15 protein-coding genes and 2 pseudogenes are annotated in these 18,766 nt (G+C 60.8%); 8 read left to right on the top strand and 9 right to left on the bottom strand.

Annotated elements, in window-relative coordinates; genetic code table 11:
* Positions 1–239 (top strand): annotated as a pseudogene (locus tag AC3WRR_RS35100) (hypothetical protein); the annotation flags it as partial.
* Positions 240–388: 149 nt separating this feature from the next.
* Here AC3WRR_RS35100 and yghU read toward each other — a convergent pair.
* The 5 genes from yghU to AC3WRR_RS35075 all read right to left on the bottom strand — a co-directional run bounded on the left by yghU (position 389) and on the right by AC3WRR_RS35075 (position 5,909).
* Positions 389–1,252, bottom strand: a complete 864-nt coding sequence (gene yghU, locus AC3WRR_RS35095) for a glutathione-dependent disulfide-bond oxidoreductase (protein ID WP_058697610.1) — start codon at positions 1,250–1,252, stop codon at positions 389–391.
* Between the two features lie 48 nt (positions 1,253–1,300).
* A complete protein-coding gene (yfcF, locus tag AC3WRR_RS35090; RefSeq protein WP_058697609.1) occupies positions 1,301–1,957 on the bottom strand; it encodes a glutathione transferase in 657 nt (218 codons plus the stop codon).
* Positions 1,958–1,997: 40 nt separating this feature from the next.
* Positions 1,998–3,098 (bottom strand): Gfo/Idh/MocA family protein, encoded by a 1,101-nt coding sequence (locus AC3WRR_RS35085; protein WP_058697608.1) that lies wholly within the window; start codon positions 3,096–3,098, stop codon positions 1,998–2,000.
* 239 nt (positions 3,099–3,337) lie between these two features.
* Positions 3,338–4,558, bottom strand: coding sequence for an MFS transporter (locus AC3WRR_RS35080; protein WP_058697607.1), 1,221 nt, complete (start codon positions 4,556–4,558; stop codon positions 3,338–3,340).
* 337 nt (positions 4,559–4,895) lie between these two features.
* Entirely contained in the window at positions 4,896–5,909 is a 1,014-nt protein-coding gene (locus tag AC3WRR_RS35075; protein ID WP_233528046.1) for a transcriptional regulator GcvA, read from the bottom strand.
* Between the two features lie 290 nt (positions 5,910–6,199).
* Here AC3WRR_RS35075 and AC3WRR_RS35070 point away from each other — a divergent pair, with 290 nt between their 5' ends.
* Entirely contained in the window at positions 6,200–7,879 is a 1,680-nt protein-coding gene (locus tag AC3WRR_RS35070) for a sigma-54 interaction domain-containing protein (RefSeq protein ID WP_058697606.1), read from the top strand.
* 195 nt (positions 7,880–8,074) lie between these two features.
* Here the strand turns inward: AC3WRR_RS35070 and AC3WRR_RS35065 are convergent, their stop codons facing one another.
* Both AC3WRR_RS35065 and AC3WRR_RS35060 read right to left on the bottom strand, forming a co-directional pair.
* Positions 8,075–8,728 (bottom strand): DsbA family protein, encoded by a 654-nt coding sequence (locus tag AC3WRR_RS35065; RefSeq protein ID WP_058697605.1) that lies wholly within the window; start codon positions 8,726–8,728, stop codon positions 8,075–8,077.
* A gap of 15 nt (positions 8,729–8,743) precedes the next feature.
* Positions 8,744–9,412 carry a DsbA family oxidoreductase gene (locus AC3WRR_RS35060; protein ID WP_058697604.1) on the bottom strand — a complete coding sequence of 223 codons (669 nt, stop codon included), beginning with the start codon at positions 9,410–9,412 and terminating at the stop codon, positions 8,744–8,746.
* Between the two features lie 240 nt (positions 9,413–9,652).
* Between AC3WRR_RS35060 and AC3WRR_RS35055 the strand changes: the two genes are divergently transcribed.
* From AC3WRR_RS35055 to lpdA, 6 genes and pseudogenes are all read left to right on the top strand, one after another.
* Complete coding sequence (locus AC3WRR_RS35055; protein ID WP_081050232.1) at positions 9,653–10,855, top strand: FAD binding domain-containing protein; 1,203 nt, start codon at positions 9,653–9,655, stop codon at positions 10,853–10,855.
* A 240-nt stretch (positions 10,856–11,095) separates the two neighbouring features.
* On the top strand, positions 11,096–12,208 hold the full coding sequence (locus AC3WRR_RS35050; protein ID WP_058697603.1) for an alkene reductase: 1,113 nt from the start codon (positions 11,096–11,098) through the stop codon (positions 12,206–12,208).
* A 304-nt stretch (positions 12,209–12,512) separates the two neighbouring features.
* Entirely contained in the window at positions 12,513–12,881 is a 369-nt protein-coding gene (locus AC3WRR_RS35045; RefSeq protein ID WP_058697602.1) for a DUF2917 domain-containing protein, read from the top strand.
* Positions 12,882–13,043: 162 nt separating this feature from the next.
* On the top strand, positions 13,044–13,712 hold the full coding sequence (locus AC3WRR_RS35040; protein WP_058697679.1) for a gamma-glutamylcyclotransferase: 669 nt from the start codon (positions 13,044–13,046) through the stop codon (positions 13,710–13,712).
* Between the two features lie 109 nt (positions 13,713–13,821).
* Positions 13,822–14,034: pseudogene (locus AC3WRR_RS35035) on the top strand (biotin/lipoyl-containing protein); the annotation flags it as partial.
* A gap of 168 nt (positions 14,035–14,202) precedes the next feature.
* Positions 14,203–15,618, top strand: a complete 1,416-nt coding sequence (lpdA, locus tag AC3WRR_RS35030) for a dihydrolipoyl dehydrogenase (RefSeq protein ID WP_058697678.1) — start codon at positions 14,203–14,205, stop codon at positions 15,616–15,618.
* Positions 15,619–15,688: 70 nt separating this feature from the next.
* Here the strand turns inward: lpdA and AC3WRR_RS35025 are convergent, their stop codons facing one another.
* A complete protein-coding gene (locus tag AC3WRR_RS35025; protein WP_058697601.1) occupies positions 15,689–17,434 on the bottom strand; it encodes a glutamine--tRNA ligase/YqeY domain fusion protein in 1,746 nt (581 codons plus the stop codon).
* 174 nt (positions 17,435–17,608) lie between these two features.
* On the bottom strand, positions 17,609–18,766 hold a 1,158-nt coding region (locus AC3WRR_RS35020), incomplete at its 5' end, for an FAD binding domain-containing protein (protein ID WP_492299482.1).

The raw sequence follows: 18,766 nt of genomic DNA, 5'->3' as shown, positions 1-18,766 counted from the left end.
CGGTCGGCATAATCTCCGAACCCACCCATGCAGATGCGATTGTCGCCGCCGGCGACGCCGACCTGATCGGCCTGGCCCGGACGGTGATCTACGATCCGCGATGGCCGTGGCATGCCGCCGCCGCGCTTGGTGGAACGGCTACCGCTGTCCCCCAGTATCTGCGCTGTGTCCCGCAACTGCATCGCAACGCATTTCGGGCGCAGCACCAACATTCCTTTCTGAATGAGCAGGTGAGCTGAGGCATCGCAACCGGCGGAGCATCCTGTCCGTTCGGGATGCCCCGCCGGCCGCTCCTCAAGATCAGCAGGAACATCAGCAACCCCGCCAGCAGGAGCGACGAGTGACCACAGTACTTCTCACACGCTTCCTGGCATGAACCCGGACGATCTCAGCGCACCGCCCCCAGCTTGTCCTGTGTTCGGGTCTCAAAATCGCTGGCGTCATGGCGCTCATGCAACTGGCCGGCAGCCTCTCCGCTCAAGCGGTTGACCATGCGGCCCCGCTTTACCGCCGGCCGTTCCAGAATGGAATCAGCCCAGCGCCGCACGTGCCGGTAGTCTTGCACCGACAAGAACTCGGCGCCGTCGTAGAGCCAGCCATTCACCAGTCCCCCATACCACGGAAATGTCGCGATGTCGGCAATCGTGTATTGGCCGCCTGCCAGGTATTCGGTTTGCGCCAGCCGCTGGTCGAGCACATCGAGCAAGCGCTTGGCCTCCATGGCAAAGCGGTCGATTGCATACTCGATCTTGGTCGGGGCATAGGCATAGAAGTGTCCGAATCCGCCACCGACATAAGGGGCGCTTCCCATTTGCCAAAACAGCCACGACAGACATTCGGCGCGCGCGGCGGCGTCGGTCGGGAGGAACTCGCCGAACTTTTCGGCCAGATAAAGCAGGATTGCCCCGGACTCAAAGATTCGCAAGGGCTCAGCGCCGGAACGATCGACCAGTGCCGGGATCTTCGAGTTTGGATTGACCGCGACAAAACCGGTGCCGAACTGCTCGCCCTGGCCGATCCGGATCGGCCAGGCATCATACTCCGCGGCGGCGTGACCCAGCACCAGCAACTCCTCCAGCAGGATCGTTACCTTCTGGCCGTTCGGGGTAGCAAGCGAGTACAACTGCAGCGGATGACGGCCGACCGGCAACGCCTGTTCGCGGGTAGCGCCGGCAATCGGCCGATTCAAACTGACACCGCTCCTGTTCCAGGTCCAGACTTTGGGCGGCATGTAATCGGGAGGATTGTTCATTTCGTCACTCCGGGTGGCAACGGGTCTGTCGATGTCACACCGGCAGATTCACTCATGCCTGTACACAGGCAGCGGGTCGGGAGCCGGCCGTTTCAAATTGATCCAGCGTTGCACGGACGGTCGTTGCCACTGGTGCCCAGCGTAGTCGACCAGTCGTTGCGGAACAGGATCGCCACTCAGGATCAGGCGATTGAGCATGATGGCCAGCTCCAGGTCGGCCACACTCCATTCACCGAACAGTTGTGGCGCGCCGGCAGGGACCAGCCTGTCAGCGATGGCGAACAGCTTGTTCGCAGCCTCTTCTGCTTCGCTATCCAAGGGCTCTGCCCAAGTCTTGCAGAAGAGCCTGTCCGACGTACGGGCACGCCTGAGCGGCATCAGGTCCGTACGCAGCCACGACTGGACCTGCCGCGCCCGCGCCCGCTGCTGCGGATCTCGGGGATATAGCGCTGTCCCCGCGAACACCTCGTCGATGTACTCCGTAATGGCGGAAGACTCGGACAACGCGAATTCACCATGGACCAGAGTAGGCACCTTGCTTGTCAGTGACGCGGCTGCATAGGCGGGCGTATGCTGCGCTTTCCTGCCGAGGTCGATGGTGCATAGGTCAAATGGCAACCCCTTCTCGTGCAGGGCAACAAACACCGGCATTGCAAATGGGCTGACGAAGTTAGCATCTACGTAGAGCTGCAATCTGGCAGACATATGCAGATCCCTCCTCTCGGCTTGGCGAGCTTGGCTGAATTCAGGACAGCATGATGGAGACGCCGCCAGCGTTGGCGGATTCCAGCAGCGCATCCAGGACGCGCTGCGTTTTCTGCGCCACCTCTGGCCAGAACGGATCGCGTTTACCCGACAGGACGAGTTCGGCGAACGTCCGGTACAGGTTCGACTCCTGCGCGGTCGTGTGGTTGTTGCTGTACTCCGGCAGCGAGATCGTACGCTCGTGTTTCTCCAGGTTGAAGAAGCATCCGTTCCCGCCGAAGCTGTCGTTGCCTACCGTAAACGAGATCTCATTTCCGTAGTGCGGCAATACAAAGTCCTTCAGGTGCAAGTAGCCATTCAATCCGCTGATGTAGGCCCACTGCTGGCGGCTGGTGTTGAAAGCGTTGTAGAGCGTCGCCGAAACCCCATTGCCAAAGAACAGTTCACCCGAGAATTCGACAGGCGTCACACCTGAGCCGTCGGGTCGTTGCACGCCTTGCAGGATGCGGCCACGCACTTCAACAGGCAGGTCGTAGTTCAGGGCGAAGAGGATAAGCCGAATGTTGTACCAACCCACATCACCAAGGCAGCCGGCTGGTTCCGTCAGGCAGTTGCGCTGAATCCATCCGTCATCTCCAATGAAGCTGAAATGCGTGGCAATACGGCGAATCTCGCCAACACTGATGCCGTCATCAAGCACTGAGCGCATCGCCTGCAAGCGCGTCGAGTGCTGGAACATGACGCCGTCCATTACCTGCACGCCGGAGGCGTTGGCCGCATCGATGATCCGCTGCAGGTCGGCCGCCGTGATACCGCAAGGCTTCTCGATCACGATATGCTTGCCTGCCTGCGCCGCTTTGACCGCCCATTCGGTCCGGACGGCGGTCGGAAGCGGAATATAGAGGGCGTCGATGTCCTGACGCGCGATCAGCGCCTCGTACCCTTCGACTGCTTCCACGGCGTAAGGCGTGGGCACCGACGCCTGACATTCATCGATGAACCGTTGTGCGCTCTCAGCCGAGCGGCTACCGACCGCGACAATACGGCTGTTACCGGCATTAATGATTGCATGCCAGTTCTTCTTTGCGATGCTCGCAGAGCCTAGGATGCCCCAGTGGCAAGTTCCTTCAGCGGTGGTCATTACCCGCGTTCTCCTGATGACTAGGGATGTACAGATGATAGCCATGCCGTCTGCGCCGGCAAAATGAACTTTCTTTGTCGTCTTGTGAGTAAAACTTGACCATCGATGATTGCGTGGAAGACTGGGCCATGTGCGTTCGGTACAATGGAAACGCGTACTGCCTGACAGGCCTGCACGAACGATAATGCTCGCGAAGTCGTCAAACTGCGCGAGCGTGGGCAATCAGTGAGTTCGTCGTTCTAGCGGCTGTGACACTGAACATTGGAAACCAGACGCTGCGCGGCGAAAGTGAGCGTACCAGCGATGGCAGCCATGAGGATCGATAGTCCAATCAGAGACGCGTCAAGCCCCAGCCGGTCTGCTGCAACCCCAAGACCAAGCACGGGAACAATGCCGCCGAGATAGGCAATAGTGAAGAAGGATGAAATCATTCCTGCCCGGCGCACAGACGTCGTCATGGCATTGACGACCAGCAGAGCGGACATGAAGGTAAGGCCCTGACCGAATCCACCGAGTACATCGCTTGCGATGAACAACAACCCGGAGGAAAACTTCACTGATGCTGCCAGCATCGCCAGGGCGGCGGTCACGAGAAGGGAACCCACCACAAGCCCTCTTTTAGGATCGATCCCAGTGAACGTAACTTGAGCAGCCGCTGATGCCGCAAAGAGCATGGCGACCCCAATGCCGCCAACGGCCGGCCCGTCCCATGGAAGAAAGGTATCAAAGAATGAAGGCGCCAGTGATGCAAAGAGACTGAAAAGGGTGTAGCCAATAAACGCGATGACCGCCACCGTGGCAAATTGCTTGACCTGATGCATGTCGGGCAAATGAAAGCGTAGACGCGGAAAGAAGCCGGCGATTGTTGAAGGTTGCCCGTGTCTCTGGCTGCCCAATGCCACAAGAGCCAGCAACAGCGCACCGCCCAGCACGCCGTAAGGCAGGTGCAGCGGGAATGGCAAGTCTTGCGCGATAAAACCACCAACCAGTGGTCCTAGGCCTAGGCCGACAATGGTCATCAATGACCCGATCGATGAAGCTTGCCTCAGTCGGTTTGGCGGCGAAGCCGCTACCAGTCCGGCCGTCGCTGACGTGGAAGCAATGCCTGCGGCGACTCCGATTGTGAAACGCCCGATCGAAAGAATCAGAAGATCCGGAGCGACTCCGGAAAGGACGAGTCCGGCAAGTGCGAGTGTCGCTGCCACCCGCAACGTCCGGATATGGCCAAGATGGTCGCTGAGATGACCGAGAAACAGCAATGCCAACAGCGTGCCGACCATGTAAGCGGTATAGGCAATCGTCACGCCGCCCGGCCCGATATGAAACACTTCTTCATATATGGGATATAACGGGCTGGCGACGGTTGCACCGGCCATGATGGCGCTCAGCGTGTAGGCCATGACAAGGAACTGCGTGTTGGCCCAGCGACCGCTGGTTCCTGAGTGTGTTTGCGTGTCCATTCCGAATTTCCCTGGTATCTGATCTGGTGACCAAGGATAGTCCGGCGACTCTGCGCGGTGAATGACGGTGGCGTGCAACGCTGCGTTGCATCAAAGGCAAGGCGTGATGCTCTGGCCGCCCGGCGCCGCGTAGTGCTTTGGCAGCATTCGGGACCAGCTCCGGCCCCTGGCGTCGGCCTGCGCTCCAGTAATGCTGCCAGTTTGCGCAATGCCTGCGATAACTGTGCGCGGTCCTGGGCGCCGCCCAGCGAAATGCGGATTGCATTCGGCGGATTGGAGCCTTCCCAGAATCCATCGGAAGGCGTTACCCTCAGGTCCTCCGCCAGCGCCGCCTGTGTCAGCTGATGCGTTGATCAGTATCCTGGCTCGGGGCTTCGCGGCTATGCTCCTTCTTTGCTTGTCGCATCACCTCACCGGCTTTCCCCGCTTTCCCCACAGCGTGCGGGCTTCGCGCGTACATCGCCTGAAATTGCCGAGTTTCCTCATGTAGCCACTTACGCAGCGCCTGGACCCTGAATGTCTCCAGCAAGGGTTGGGGGCAGATGAACCAATAGGCCCACGGGCTAGCCGCATCGATGTCGAACAAGCGGACGAGGCGTCCATTGACGACGTCCTGCATGGCCAACGAGCGCCGCACCAGCGCAACGCCCTGACCATCCATCGACGCCTGTATCAGGTGCGACGCATCCTGATACAGCACGCCGCGTCGCGGTTCTGTCCATCCTTCCAGGCCCGCGGCCAGGAACCAGGCCCTCCACATCTCGTAGTCGTGGCGTAGTAAGGTCACGCCAGCCAGGTCTTCAGGCGTCTTTGGCAAGTTCCCGCCATTGAACGTTGGGGCACAGGCCGGGAAAAAGACCTCGTCGAGCAGCGGCTCGACGAATAGCTCCGGATAATTGCCGTCCCCGAAACGCAGCACGACATCGACGTCATCACGGTTGAAATCGGTGAGCGTATGCGTGGACTGCAGTTCGACGTCGAGTTCGGGGTACTGCTCGATGAAGCGTCCAATGCGGGGCGTCAACCAGCGCGCGGCAAACGATGGGAGCAAGCTGATCACAAGACGCTTTTCGCGATCACCCGAGCGCATCGACTCGGTTGCCGACGCGATATCGAACAGAGAAGACCGGATTTGTTCCGCATAGCGCCGCCCGCGATCGGTCAACGTTATTCGCCTGCCATCCCGCTTGAACAGCGCGATGCCAAGGTCGGCTTCCAGTGAACGGATCTGATGACTGACGGCACTGTGGGTGACGAACAGTTCTTCCGCAGCCCGCGAGAAGCTCTCCAGGCGGGCTGCGGCCTCGAATACCTTCAGAGAGCTCAGATTTGGTAGTTGTCGCAAGTCCATGACGGGTCCTGGATGCACATGGTCAGTCTGCACGCCCAACATCAATGATCAGATTCTACCCAGCATCTACGGCCACACATTGGTGATCGATCGATTACATATGGTCAGAATGCGGAGTGAGGCTCCCATCGCAGGGTAGTAATTACCCTAACACTCTGGCACCGATGTTAATTTTCGCACGATAATTAATAGGCCGCACCGCTCAAAGCAGCGGGCGGCCGGCAACGCCCGGCAATGGCAATTGACGCAGTGGAGTCCATGACGGCGACTCGTGACCATGGTGAGAGACAATGAAGCGTGAAGCAGAAGGCATCCTCGTTCTCGATGCGGACGGGACCATGAAGTTCGCCAGCGGACTCGGGCACGACGCCTTGATCGCGGGTCACCTCGTCCGCCTTTGGCAGGACCGCATGCGGACTCCTCTCAAGCGCGTGTCTGCCATGACCGATTTGGAACACCCCATGACAATCGCCGCCATTCCATCACGGGACGCGGTGTGCTTCCTGATCTTTGCCTTACAGGAAGCCAACGAGCTGAGCGAATTCCTGGCGACTGTCGACTCGGCGGAAGACATTCTTCGCCACTTCATCACCGATCCCTACAAGGCCATGGTGGTGGTGGACACCGCGGGCAAGATCACGTACATGAGCCCGGTCCATGAACGGTTCTTTGGCCTCAAGCGCGGCGAGGCTCTGGGTCGGCATGTCACCACCGTGATCGAGAATACGAAGCTGCAAGAGGTCGCGGTGACTGGCAAAGGTCAGGTTGGCCAGCTACAGGAAATGAACGGCATCAAGCGCGTGGTGTCGCGCCTGCCGGTCCTGGATCGCAATCAGCGTGTCGTTGCCGCGATAGGACAGGTGATGTTCAAAGGGCCGGAAGCGATGCAGGCAGTGACGACCGAGTTGGCGCAAGTTCGTCAGGAACTGGATTTCTACCGCCGAGAGCTTTCCGGCATCGGAAATCGTACCTACGGGCTGGATCAGATTGTCGGGAGCAGCGACGCGGTGCGCCGGCTCAAGGAAGACATTCTGCGCGTGGCACCGCTGGACGTACCCGTCCTGCTAGCGGGGGAAAGTGGCTCGGGCAAGGAGTTGGTTGCCCATGCCATCCATATGCTGAGCCCGCGCAGCGACAAGCCACTGGTGCTAGTAAACTCCGCGGCGATGCCGCCGAACCTGGTGGAAAGTGAGCTGTTCGGGTACGAGCCCGGCGCCTTTACGGGCGCAGATCGCAAAGGGCGCAAAGGCAAGTTCGAAGCCGCCGATACCGGTACGCTGTTCCTGGATGAGATCGGCGACATGCCGGTCGACATGCAGGTCAAGCTGCTTCGGGTGCTGCAGGATGGGCAGTTCGAGCGTATCGGCGGGGAGCGGGCGCGGCATTCCGACTTCCGGCTGATTTCCGCGAGTAACCGCGATTTCAGTGCCATGATCGCCAAGTCAAGCTTCCGCCTGGATCTGTTCTATCGCATCAGCGCAGTGACATTGCGCCTGCCCGCTCTGCGTGATCGGCTGGAGGATATCCCCGAGTTGGCCGACAAGTTCCTGGAGGCGTTTGGCACCCGCCATGGTGCGCCAAAGAAGGCGATTTCCGACTCCGCAATCCGCTTCCTGCAATCTTGCGCATGGCCGGGCAACGTCCGGCAATTGCAGCATGCTATCGAACGGGCTGCGATCTTCTGCGACGGCCCGATTCTTTCCATCGCAGATTTCGGCAATCTGGAAAGCGCCGATTCGGTGCTGGCAATGGGCTCCGTGAGTAGCCTGCCACGGAACGGCGAGAACGCCAACCCGGACATGCGCAAAGCAATGGAGCGCGTCGAGTCCGAGATGATCCTGGAGGCGATGCGCCGTACTGGTGGCAACAAAAAGCGCGTTGCGGAAGAGCTTGGCATCTCGCGTTCGTATCTCTACAAGCGACTCAGGCTTATGGAGGATGCATTGACCAGCGAGCTCGCGACAAGATAGGGACAATCCGCTCTTTGTCGCTCGACAAGCCGTTTGTACAACGCCTTGGCCGATAAATGCCCCCAACCACTGTCTGTCGGGCTGACTACTAGTTGGCCCGAGGGGCAGCGACCTGCATGCGGCAAAGGAATTGCCTTGCAAAGTCGCCGCCCAAGGAGAGGCTGCTCAGACTTGCGGAGCGCGCCTTCCTTGGCGCTAGGTTTTCGAAGGCGTCAGCATGTCTGCAAGCGCTTTGCGGAACTGCTCTGGCTTCCCGAAATACCGGCCCAGGTGAAGCCTCGATACTTTCCCGTCCTGCTCAATTGCCAGGGTCGGGTAGCCGCGCCCATCCAACGCATCAAGAAAGCCTTGCGTATTCTTGAAGTGTTCATCAAGGCCGAGCGTAGCCGCTTCGTAGGCGCTGGTAAATGCCTTCGCATCCAGCCCGAGTTCGACGGCAATGCGCACCAGTTCCTCTGGGTCGGAAATATGCTTGCCTTCCACGTAATAGGCTGTCTGGAGCCGCTTTAGCATCTTCAGTCCCGCGCCGGCCAGCGACTCCGCAGCGAGCATCGCTGCTGTCGGCGGCCCGGAATCGAGCTTGACGTCATAGTCAAACTGGGTGCCTTGCTGATATGCTTCGCCAAACTTCAGCCCGCTCAGCGCAGTGATGCGCTCCTCGTGGGGACGGACGAAGTCGCGCCACTCAGGCGACATCATCTGCGCCTGGGGTCCAGCCAGCATGCCCCCGCTATGCGGGACCACCTTCAGGCCGGGCATCTCGTCCGCAACGCTCACGAGAGGTGCGAGCCCGTAGCACCATCCGCAATAGGGATCATAGACATAGTGAAGGGTTGCTTGCTTGTCCATTTCAGTTCTCCAGGTTCAAAGCGTCTCGAGTGCAGCAGATGTTTTGGCAGAAGCGGCTTGCAGGGCCTGCTCCATCACTGCCGGCGGTTGCGCACCACCGATCATTGCATCGCCGATCCGAATCGTCGGCACTGAGCGGACCCCACTCAGGCTCGCGCGCATCTCCTCGGCAATGACTTCAGCCTCCCCTTCCCCGCTCACCAGGTAATCGCGCACGGCCTTTTCGTCAAAGCCGACGGATGCTGCCAGCGGCGCCAGCACATCGATTAACCCGATGTTTTCGCCACGAGAGAAATACGCGGCGAAGATCGCCTCGAACAAGCCCTCGACCATAGTCGCACTGCCGGTGCGCTGAGCAAACGCCATCAGGCGGTGCGCGAGCCGGGTGTTGGGAGTGATCGCCACTGCGTCGTAGTTGAATGCCAACCCCACCCTCTTGCCTACAAGGGCGACCTCCGCATCCATGCTTTGGGAGCGCGACCAGCTGCCAAACTTCGCGGTCCGGTACGCCTTGCGGTCGACGCCGGCCTTGGGCATATCCGGATTGAGCTCGTAGGGTGAATAGGAAATCCTGGGCGCGACCTCGCTGTTCACGCGTTGCGTCGCGAGCTTGAGGTTCTGATGGCCGATCCAGCACCACGGGCAAATGAAGTCATAGGTGACCTGGATTTCAACGGGTTTCATGACCACTCCATGCGATTGATGATGGAGCTAGGTTAGGCTGTGCCGGCAATGAACAGAATGGCATGGCCGTGCAAACCTGCATTGCTCGTGCCACAACGCTGCGTGCAAGGCGGTTCTCCAACTGTCGTGGAGAATGTGTCCTTGCCTTCCCCGCAACACAGCCTTGCATTGCCACCCCATTCTGGATTCGGGCAGGCGCTTCTACGATTCACGCCATCCAATCGCAAATCGGAGCAACACATGGACGCGAATCGATCCTCGAATGCCCAGCCGCTGGCGCCCGCCGAGGGCAGGCCAACCATATCTGCGGGGAATCCGCGCAAGGCCCTGATCGCCGGCGGTTCGCTGGGCGGGCTGTTCATGGCGACCGCGCTGCGCGCCGTCGGGTGGGACGTGGAAGTCTTCGAGCGCTCTCCCTCAAACCTCATCAGCCGTGGGGGCGGCATCGTTCTACAGCCGGAAGTGCTGCGCGCCTTTTCATTTGCAGGCATTGTTCCCGACGGGGCCTTAGGCGTGCGATCCCACGACAGGCTCTACCTCGACGAAAGCGGAGACGTGATTCAGCGGCAACATTCCCCGCAGACTCAGACTTCCTGGAATACGCTCTATTCCACACTGCTCAAGAACTTCCCCAAGGAGCACTATCATCGGGGCGCCCAGCTCACCGGCGTCGAGCAGGACGAACATGGCGTATACGCCACCTTCTCCGATGGGCGCCGGGAAACCGGCGACTTGCTGATTGGCGCGGATGGGGCGAACTCTGTTGTGCGCAAGCTCATGCTCCCCGATGTGTCGCCGACCTATGCGGGCTATGTTGTATGGCGCGGATTGATCGAAGAAAATCGACTGCCTGAAGCCGCAAAGCCACTGCTTTACGAGAACTTCGTGTTCCAGCACGACCCAGGCTCCATGATGCTGCAGTACATGGTGCCCGGCGTCGACGGTTCGACCGCCCCGGGTCACCGTCGTTACAACTGGCTTTGGTACCTGAAGGCCGAGCCAGGCGCAGAGCTCGGCGGCGTGCTGACCGATCGCGAGGGGAACCGGCGCAGTCATTCTGTTCCGCCCGGGTCGCTTGCGGCCGACCAGGAGGAGTGGATTCGACAGATGGGCGCCAGTCACGCCAATCCGGCATTCCAGGCCCTGATCGAAAGCACCCAGGATATCTTCGTCCAGGAGATTCAGGACCTGCAGGTGCCGCGCATGCGGTTCGGTCGAGTCTTGCTGACGGGCGATGCGGCGTTCATCCCGCGTCCCCACACCGCAGGCAGCACGGCAAAGGCCGCCGCCGACGCCGTCTCCCTGGCGAAGGCGTTGGACGGTGTCACCAACCTCGGGCGCGCACTGCGGACCTGGGAGCAGGACCGTCTAGAGCAAGGCATGCAGATGACTGAATGGGGAATCGGCATGGGCAACCGCATCATGAGCATCGCGCGACACTGAATCCACATGCTTCGACAGACGGAGATGCCCCACAGGGCGTGGCCGTCTGTCGTGGCTGTCCTCCTTGGCCACACACAGCTTCCGGATTGCTGCCCACGCAACGCAATCTTGCGTCGCACTCCGATTCTCTTCAAACAGGTTGGCGCCTAACCTTTAGGAAATCTCGAACGAGATTCAAGCGCAAGCAGAGCACGAACAGTCTCCCGCTGATCGATCCATTCCGACTACAGGAAAACCACCATGACCAAGCATCTCTTCAATCCGATTCGTCTCGGCAACCACACCCTGGCCCACCGTGTCGCCATGGCACCGCTGACCCGTTCGCGTGCCGGCCAGCCGGGCAACCTCCCGACCGCGATGAACGTCGAGTATTACCGCCAGCGCGCCGGCGCGGCGCTTATCGTCACCGAGGCAACCCAGATTTCCCAGCAAGGCCAGGGCTACGCCTGGACACCGGGAATTCACACCGAGGAGCAGGTCGAGGCCTGGCAGGCCGTCAGCAAAGCGGTTCACAACGAGGGCGGCACGATCTTCCTGCAACTCTGGCATGTTGGACGCGTGTCGCACCCGGTCTTCCAGCCGAATGGGGCGCTGCCTGTCGCGCCCAGTGCCCTGCCGGTTCCTGGCAAGACATTCATCATCGACGAGCATGGCAACGGCGTCTGGGGCGATGTTCCTGTTCCTCAGGAACTGACTGACAGCGGAATTCGCGACATCGTCGAGGACTACCGGAAGGCAGCCCTCAACGCCATCGCTGCGGGGATGGACGGGGTCGAGATTCATGCCGGCAACGGGTATCTGCTCGACCAGTTCATCAACTCCAACAGCAACAAGCGCACCGACGCCTACGGCGGCACGATCGAGAATCGAGCCCGTTTGCTTCTGGAGGTGGTTGACGCCATCAGCGCGGAAATTGGCTCGTCACGCGTTTCGGTACGGCTAACGCCCATGGGCCGCTTCATGGGCATGGGCGACGATACGCCCGAGGCTACCTTCGGCTTTATCGTCCGGCAGCTCAACAGCCGCAAGCTGGCCTACCTGCACCTGGTCGAGCCTGCGATGGTCGGGACCGTCAAGGACGAGAACTTCGATCCCCGCTGGGACGCGATCATCCGGCTCCTGCGTGCGGAATACAGCGGCGTGCTGATGCTCGCCGGCGGCTACGACAGTGAGAGCGCGGAACGCGCACTGGCCAGCGGCCGCGCCGACATCATTGCCTTTGGCCGCCCGTTTATTGCCAATCCGGATCTGCCGGTACGCCTGAAGGAGAACCTCGCCTTGAACACGCCCGATGCCAGTTCCTTCTTTGGCGGCGGTGCCAACGGCTACATCGACTATCCGACAGCGGCATGAGCTGGACAAGCAGATACGGGGATTGATTGAGTGGACGTCGGCCTGTACGCGGAAGGGCGCCACGTTTTGGCACTGCCACAGGCCCATTCTCTCCTCGTTCCCCAATCGCACGAGCACTTTTTTATGTGAGGAAAATTATCAACAACTGGAAACATATTTCGTTTTGCCAGCGGCCGAGCGATCTCTAGAATTCGCTTGACCGGCGCACCAACTTTTCTGCTTTTCCGCCCCTTGATTGTCTAGTCAGAATGGACGCAGCACAGCTCCGGCAACAACGCCACAGGGGGCGGACAGGAGATCCATCATGCAAGCTTTTCTCACAAAGACAGAGTTCGCCCTGAGGCCTGGCGAAGTTACCACGCTGTCGATACATGCGGCACAGCGCCTCCACGTGGACGAGGCCGCAGGTACCGACCTGTGGATGACACGCGAAGGTGATCCAGAGGACTACTGGCTCGATAGTGGCGAAGACCTGCTGCTGCGGCGCGGGGACCAGATAACCCTTAGCGTAGACCCGCGCGCCGGCGACGCCGTCCGGCTGGAACTAATCAGTGAAGCGGACCGTCAGGCAGCGACCCTGGCCGATTTTCCGCACCTGCTGCACCGCTTTGGACGCAAACTGGTGCGAGGGACGGCATGGACTCCGGGCAAGGACCAAGTCGGGGCAGCCTGAGATCGAATGCGGGCAGTGTCCTTATGAAAGACACTGCCCCCGGGTGTCCGCATCTCCAAGCAAGGGCACGGCGAAAGTCCCAAGTTCCAACTGGCCATACTGGCTGCTCTCCGCGGCAGAAGTTGCCAGCCGGCTGCCATGACTCTCCGTGAAATGCACCCCATGGGCAATCTGACCCGAAAAGATCTTGTCGACGGCAGTATCCGCAGCAGACTTGCCATGCCTGCTGACCTGTCGTGGACCGACGCTGCTCTCGAGCAATCGCTTAATGCAACGCTCAATGCGCGCCTCGCTGGTTCGATTTGGGTCTTCGCCTATGGTTCGTTAATCTGGAACCCATTGATCGCCTTCGACGAGCACCGGACTGCCACACTCGAAGGATGGCGCCGCAGCTTCTGCATTCGCTCCATATCTGCGCGTGGTACGCCGGAGCAGCCGGGGCGCGTGCTTGGCTTGGAACCTGGCGGGAATACGCAAGGGGTTGCGTACCGGCTGCCCGACGATCAGGCGCTGAACGAATTGCGCCTCCTGTGGGCAAGGGAGATGTGCAGCGGAGTGTATCGGCCGATCTGGAACCCGCTGGTGCTCGAAAATGGCGAGAAGGTGCAGGCCATTGTCTTTGCCGCGAACACCGAACAGGCGCTTTATGAAGCCGATGCATCGGTACCTACCGTTGCACGGCTTGCGGCGAAGGCAGCCGGTGTATTCGGATCTAATGCGGACTACATACTGGGACTCGACACAGCCCTGGCGGACCGCGGCATTTCGGACCAGTACGTCTCACAGATAGCGCAGAGCATGAGGAGATTTCAGCGGACATTGACGGCCTAGAGCGGGCATCGCGGCTGAGATCACTCCTCCGAGACAAGTCGCTACCCGTCAAGGGTAAGCTCGCCTAAACTGAAAAACCCTCGCCACGCAAAAAACAAGGGAAGAGCACATGGCCGCGATCGAAGTGAAAGTGCCCCAACTCTCTGAATCGGTTTCGGAGGCAACACTGATTCAGTGGAAAAAGAAGGCCGGCGAGGCCGTCCAGCGTGACGAGATTCTGGTGGAACTGGAAACGGACAAGGTGACACTCGAAGTGCCCTGTCCGGCCAACGGTGTGCTGGCCAAAATATTCCAGCCCGATGGCGCCACGGTACATGCCGACGAAGTGATCGCGCTGGTTGATACGGAAGGCAAGGCAACCGTGGCTGCCCCTGCTGCCTCCGCACCTGTAGCGACGCCCACGTCAACGCCGGCTCCCACATCAGTCGCTGCGCAGGTCAACACGACTGCTGGAGGCGGCGCACCCGCTTCAGCCAACGCTGATTTTGACGTGATCGTGATCGGTTCCGGCCCAGGCGGCTATATCGCGGCGATCCGCGCAGCACAGCTGGGAAAGACCGTGGCCTGCATCGAGGAATGGAGAGACGGCGCGGGCAAGCCCCGGCTCGGGGGCACCTGCCTGAACGTCGGCTGCATCCCGAGCAAGGCGCTGCTCGCGTCCTCGGAACACTTTGAACATGCGCTGCACGGGCTCGCCGAGCACGGCGTAAAGGTCAAGGAAGTGGCGCTGGACCTTGCGCAAATGATCAAGCGAAAGGCTGCCATTGTTGACAAGTTCACGGGCGGTGTCGAATTCCTGTTCCGCAAGAACAAGGTGACCTGGATCAAGGGCCATGGCAAGTTCAAGAGTCGCGGCACCGACGGCGTGATCGCCGTGGAAGCGATCGAAGGCAACGACACCAAGACAGTCACGGCACGTAACGTCATCATTGCGACAGGCTCCAAGGCGCGTCATCTGCCTGACGTTCCCGTCGATAACAAGATCGTGTCGGATAACGAGGGCGCGCTGTCGTTCGACACAGTCCCCAGGAAGCTCGCGGTGATCGGTGCGGGCGTTATCGGGCTTGAGCTTGGTTCGGTGTGGCGGCGACTCGGCGCCGAGGTGACCCTGCTCGAAGCGCTGCCAACTTTCCTTGGGGCGCTCGACGAGTCCGTGGCGAAGGAGGCGGCCAAGCTATTCAAGAAGCAGGGACTGACGATCCATCTTGGGGTCAGTATTGGCAAGATCGACGCGAGCGCCAAAGGGGTCAGCATTGCCTACACGGACAAGGACGGCGCCGACCAGAAACTTGATGCGGATCGCCTGATCGTGTCGATCGGCCGGGTCCCCAATACCGACAATCTCGGACTGGACACCGTGGGCCTGTCCTCCGACCCGCGCGGCTTCGTTCCAGTTGACGATCAGTGCCGCACGTCCGTGCCGGGGATCTACGCAATTGGCGATGTAGTACGCGGCCCGATGCTGGCCCACAAGGCCGAAGACGAAGGCGTCATGGTTGCGGAAATCATTGATGGGCAGAAGCCGCACATCGACTACAACTGCATTCCGTGGGTAATCTATACGGAGCCGGAAATCGCCTGGGTGGGCAAGTCCGAGGCCCAGTTGAGTGCCGAAGGACGGGAGGTCCGAACGGGCCAGTTCCCGATGATGGCTAATGGCCGCGCACTCGGCATCGGCCGCCCGGACGGTTTCATCAAGATGATTGCGGACGCAAAGACCGACGAGCTGCTGGGCGTCCATATCATTTCGGCCAATGCCTCGGACCTGATCGCCGAAGCCGTGGCTGCGCTCGAGTTCAAGGCAGCGTCGGAAGACATCGGCATGATCAGTCACCCGCATCCCTCGCTATCCGAAGTCATGCGCGAAGCAGCGCTTGCGGTGCAGAAACGGGCGCTGAATATGTAGCGCTGCGCTCAACAGGGCGCTCGGGGCGGAGACCCCCCCTCGAGCGAAGCCGTAGTGGTCTCCTCGGCGCTTACCTGCCCCAGCTGTCCTTCAGCCCGACGATGCGGTTGAAGACCGGCTTGCCCGGCTGCGAATCGACGCGATCGGCGACGAAGTAGCCGTGGCGCTCGAACTGGAAGCGGTCTTCCGGCTTTGCCTCGCGCAGGCTCGGTTCCAGGTAGGCCGTGATGACCTTCTTGGAGTCCGGGTTCAGGGCCTCGAGGAAGTTCTTGCCGCCGGCATCCGGGTTCGGGTCATTGAACAGGCGGTCGTACAGGCGCACTTCGCACTCGTAGGCCGCGGCGGCGCTGACCCAGTGGATCACGCCCTTGACCTTGACGCTGTCGGCGCCCGGCGTGCCGCTCTTGGTGTCGGGCAGGTAGTTGGCATGCACGGCCACGACGTTGCCGTCGGCGTCCTTGTCTACGCCGGTGCACTCGATCACGTAGCCGTACTTCAGGCGCACCTTGTTGCCCGGGAACAGCCGGAAATAGCCCTTCGGCGGGGCCTGGTTGAAGTCCTCGCGCTCGATCCACAGCTCGCGCGAGAGCGGGAACACGCGCTTGCCCAGTTCCGGCTTCTTCGGATGGACCGGTGCCGAGCACTCCTCGGCCTGGCCTTCGGGGTAGTTGTCCAGGATCAGCTTGAGCGGCTCAAGCACAGCCACGCCGCGGGCGGCGCGGGCATCCAGGTCATCCCGCACGGCGCCTTCGAGCGTGCTCATGTCGATCCAGCTGTCAGCCTTGGCCACCCCCAAGCGATCGCAGAAAAGCTGGATGGCGTCCGGTGTGTAGCCGCGCCGGCGCATGCCCACGATGGTCGGCATGCGCGGATCATCCCAGCCGCCCACGCGTTGCTCGTCCACCAGCTGCTTGAGCTTGCGCTTGCTGGTGATGGCATAGGTCAGGTTCAGGCGGGCGAATTCATACTGGTGCGGCAGCGGATCGTGGAATATGCCGGCGTTCCGCAGGTGTTCCAACACCCAGTCATAGAGCGGGCGGTTGTTCTCGAACTCGAGCGTGCACAGCGAATGGGTGATGTTCTCCAGCGCATCGGAAATGCATTGCGTCATGTCGTACATCGGGTAGATGCACCACCTGTCGCCAGTCCGGTAGTGGCGCGCGTGGCGGATGCGGTACAGCACCGGATCGCGCATCACGACGTTCGGCGCCGCCATATCGATCTTCGCGCGCAGCACATGCTCGCCATCCTGGTACTTGCCGGCGCGCATATCACGGAAGAGTTGCAGATTCTCTTCGACGCTGCGGTCGCGATACGGCGACGGCTTGCCCGGCTCGGAGAAGTTGCCACGGTTGGCGGCAATCTGCTCGGCGCTCTGGCTGTCCACGTAGGCGACACCGCGCTCGATCAGCGTCTCAGCAAAAGCATAGAGCTGATCGAAGTAGTCACTGGCGTAATACAAGTACGGCGAGCCGCCGGGCTGTCCGTTGTCCCAGGAAAAGCCGAGCCAGCGTACGGCATCGATAATCGCGTCGACGTATTCGAGGTCTTCCTTGACCGGGTTGGTATCGTCAAAGCGCAGATGGCAGCGGCCGCCGTAGTCGCGCGCCAGGCCGAAATTCAGGACGATGCTCTTGGCGTGACCGATGTGGAGATATCCATTGGGCTCGGGCGGGAAGCGGGTGATGACCGTCGGCAGCAGATCGCCTTGCACGTCCCCGCGACCGGCGTACGTGCCAGCGGCGAGATCCTGATCGATGATGCTGCGCAGAAAGTTGGAGGCGACTGGCGTGTCGCTGGATTTGGCTTGGCTCATGGTGGTGCCGCAACGGGTGCGGCTTCGAATGCTCGGGGCGGACTATCTGAGTCTAGCTTGAGAGACCGCCTGGCGCAGGAGGCCTCTCTTCCCTTGTTGGCCAAGACCACCGACTGGTCCGCATGCCTTGGTCCAATAGACGCTTGGAACCAACGGGCCTAGTCTGACGTGAATTCAACCACTTACCGCGGCGCGTCGATGAAAAAGCAGATAGTTTCCAGCCTCTACGCCTTGTCGGCGAAGCACCTTGCCAATCGCGATCTGCTCGGGTTCCCAACGCGCCAACGCTGCCGGCACATCATCCGGCGAGCCTTGCAACGCATCGGCCAGGGCCAGCGCATTCGCTGCGGCCTTGGAGGTGCTGGCCGCCGTGTGGGGGCGGGGGATCGACGCGGCGTCGCCCAATATGACAACCCTGCCCGACACCATGTGCTCGGACACCAGATCGCGGATAGCCTGGGCAAAGGGCTGGGCTGTCGCTTCAACGATGTCGCGGAAAGGCGGTGGCAGTAGCGCTCTGGCATCGCGCTGGATATGAGCCAGCCAACGTTCATCTAGCATTCCCTCGGGAATGGAGTAGCCCCGACGGTGACCTTCTCGGTCAGTCATGATCTCGCCTAGCAGGCGATTGTCAGCAACGCGGTACCAGACCCAGTTGTAGAGCCTGTGTCCCGGACGCACATCATTGTTCTCGCCCGGCACTAGATAGCCCAGGATATGCGAACCCGTATTGTTGGCAAAGCCGAAATCGCCAAGCAGCATTTCCCGCGCAGTCGACGGCATCTCGTCCTCAGGAACAAGTCCGCGCCAGGCGAGATACCCGGCGTAGGTTGGCACGCGGTCCGGCCAGAACTGTTGGCGTACCGCCGAATTGCCGCCGTCGGCGCCAATTAGCAGGTCACCGGTTTCGCTAGAGCCATCAGCGAAATATGCCGTGACAGTGCCGGCTTGCTGATCCTGCTCGATCCGCGACAGGGTCTTCGCCCGATGGTAATTTGCATCGCCGAAGGCCGCTTTCAGAGTTGTATAGATCAGCGACCAGGACGTCTGAGTCTGGGGAGCGTATTGCTTGGACTGGATCGAGCCGTCCGGGTGAAAGACCGTGCGATGTGCGGAACGCACGCCAAGGTCGACGGTACTCAGGTCAACGCCGGTACGGCGGAAGACCTCGACCACATCCGGTTGCAGGACAATGCCGCCGCCGCGGCTGTCGAGATCATGGGCGGAACGCTCATATATGTCGACGTTCCAGCCTATGCGGCGAAGCAGATTGCCCACGAAAAGGCCGCCGAGCGAACCACCGATAATCAGAGCCCGGCGCGCCGGGTGGGC

The organism is Cupriavidus sp. FW305-3-2-15-C-LB2 (assembly GCF_058787575.1).
This window is presented reverse-complemented; position numbering and strand designations above follow the sequence as displayed.

Bases quoted from the DNA above. Each gene is read 5' to 3' on its own strand.
- AC3WRR_RS35080 (WP_058697607.1), bottom strand. From the start codon at position 4,558: ATGGACACGCAAACACACTCAGGAACCAGCGGTCGCTGGGCCAACACG.
- AC3WRR_RS35070 (WP_058697606.1), top strand. From the start codon at position 6,200: ATGAAGCGTGAAGCAGAAGGCATCCTCGTTCTCGATGCGGACGGGACC.
- AC3WRR_RS35060 (WP_058697604.1), bottom strand. From the start codon at position 9,412: ATGAAACCCGTTGAAATCCAGGTCACCTATGACTTCATTTGCCCGTGG.
- AC3WRR_RS35050 (WP_058697603.1), top strand. From the start codon at position 11,096: ATGACCAAGCATCTCTTCAATCCGATTCGTCTCGGCAACCACACCCTG.
- yghU (WP_058697610.1), bottom strand. From the start codon at position 1,252: ATGAACAATCCTCCCGATTACATGCCGCCCAAAGTCTGGACCTGGAAC.
- AC3WRR_RS35085 (WP_058697608.1), bottom strand. From the start codon at position 3,098: ATGACCACCGCTGAAGGAACTTGCCACTGGGGCATCCTAGGCTCTGCG.
- AC3WRR_RS35045 (WP_058697602.1), top strand. From the start codon at position 12,513: ATGCAAGCTTTTCTCACAAAGACAGAGTTCGCCCTGAGGCCTGGCGAA.
- yfcF (WP_058697609.1), bottom strand. From the start codon at position 1,957: ATGTCTGCCAGATTGCAGCTCTACGTAGATGCTAACTTCGTCAGCCCA.
- AC3WRR_RS35065 (WP_058697605.1), bottom strand. From the start codon at position 8,728: ATGGACAAGCAAGCAACCCTTCACTATGTCTATGATCCCTATTGCGGA.
- AC3WRR_RS35025 (WP_058697601.1), bottom strand. From the start codon at position 17,434: ATGAGCCAAGCCAAATCCAGCGACACGCCAGTCGCCTCCAACTTTCTG.
- AC3WRR_RS35040 (WP_058697679.1), top strand. From the start codon at position 13,044: ATGGGCAATCTGACCCGAAAAGATCTTGTCGACGGCAGTATCCGCAGC.
- AC3WRR_RS35075 (WP_233528046.1), bottom strand. From the start codon at position 5,909: ATGGACTTGCGACAACTACCAAATCTGAGCTCTCTGAAGGTATTCGAG.
- AC3WRR_RS35055 (WP_081050232.1), top strand. From the start codon at position 9,653: ATGGACGCGAATCGATCCTCGAATGCCCAGCCGCTGGCGCCCGCCGAG.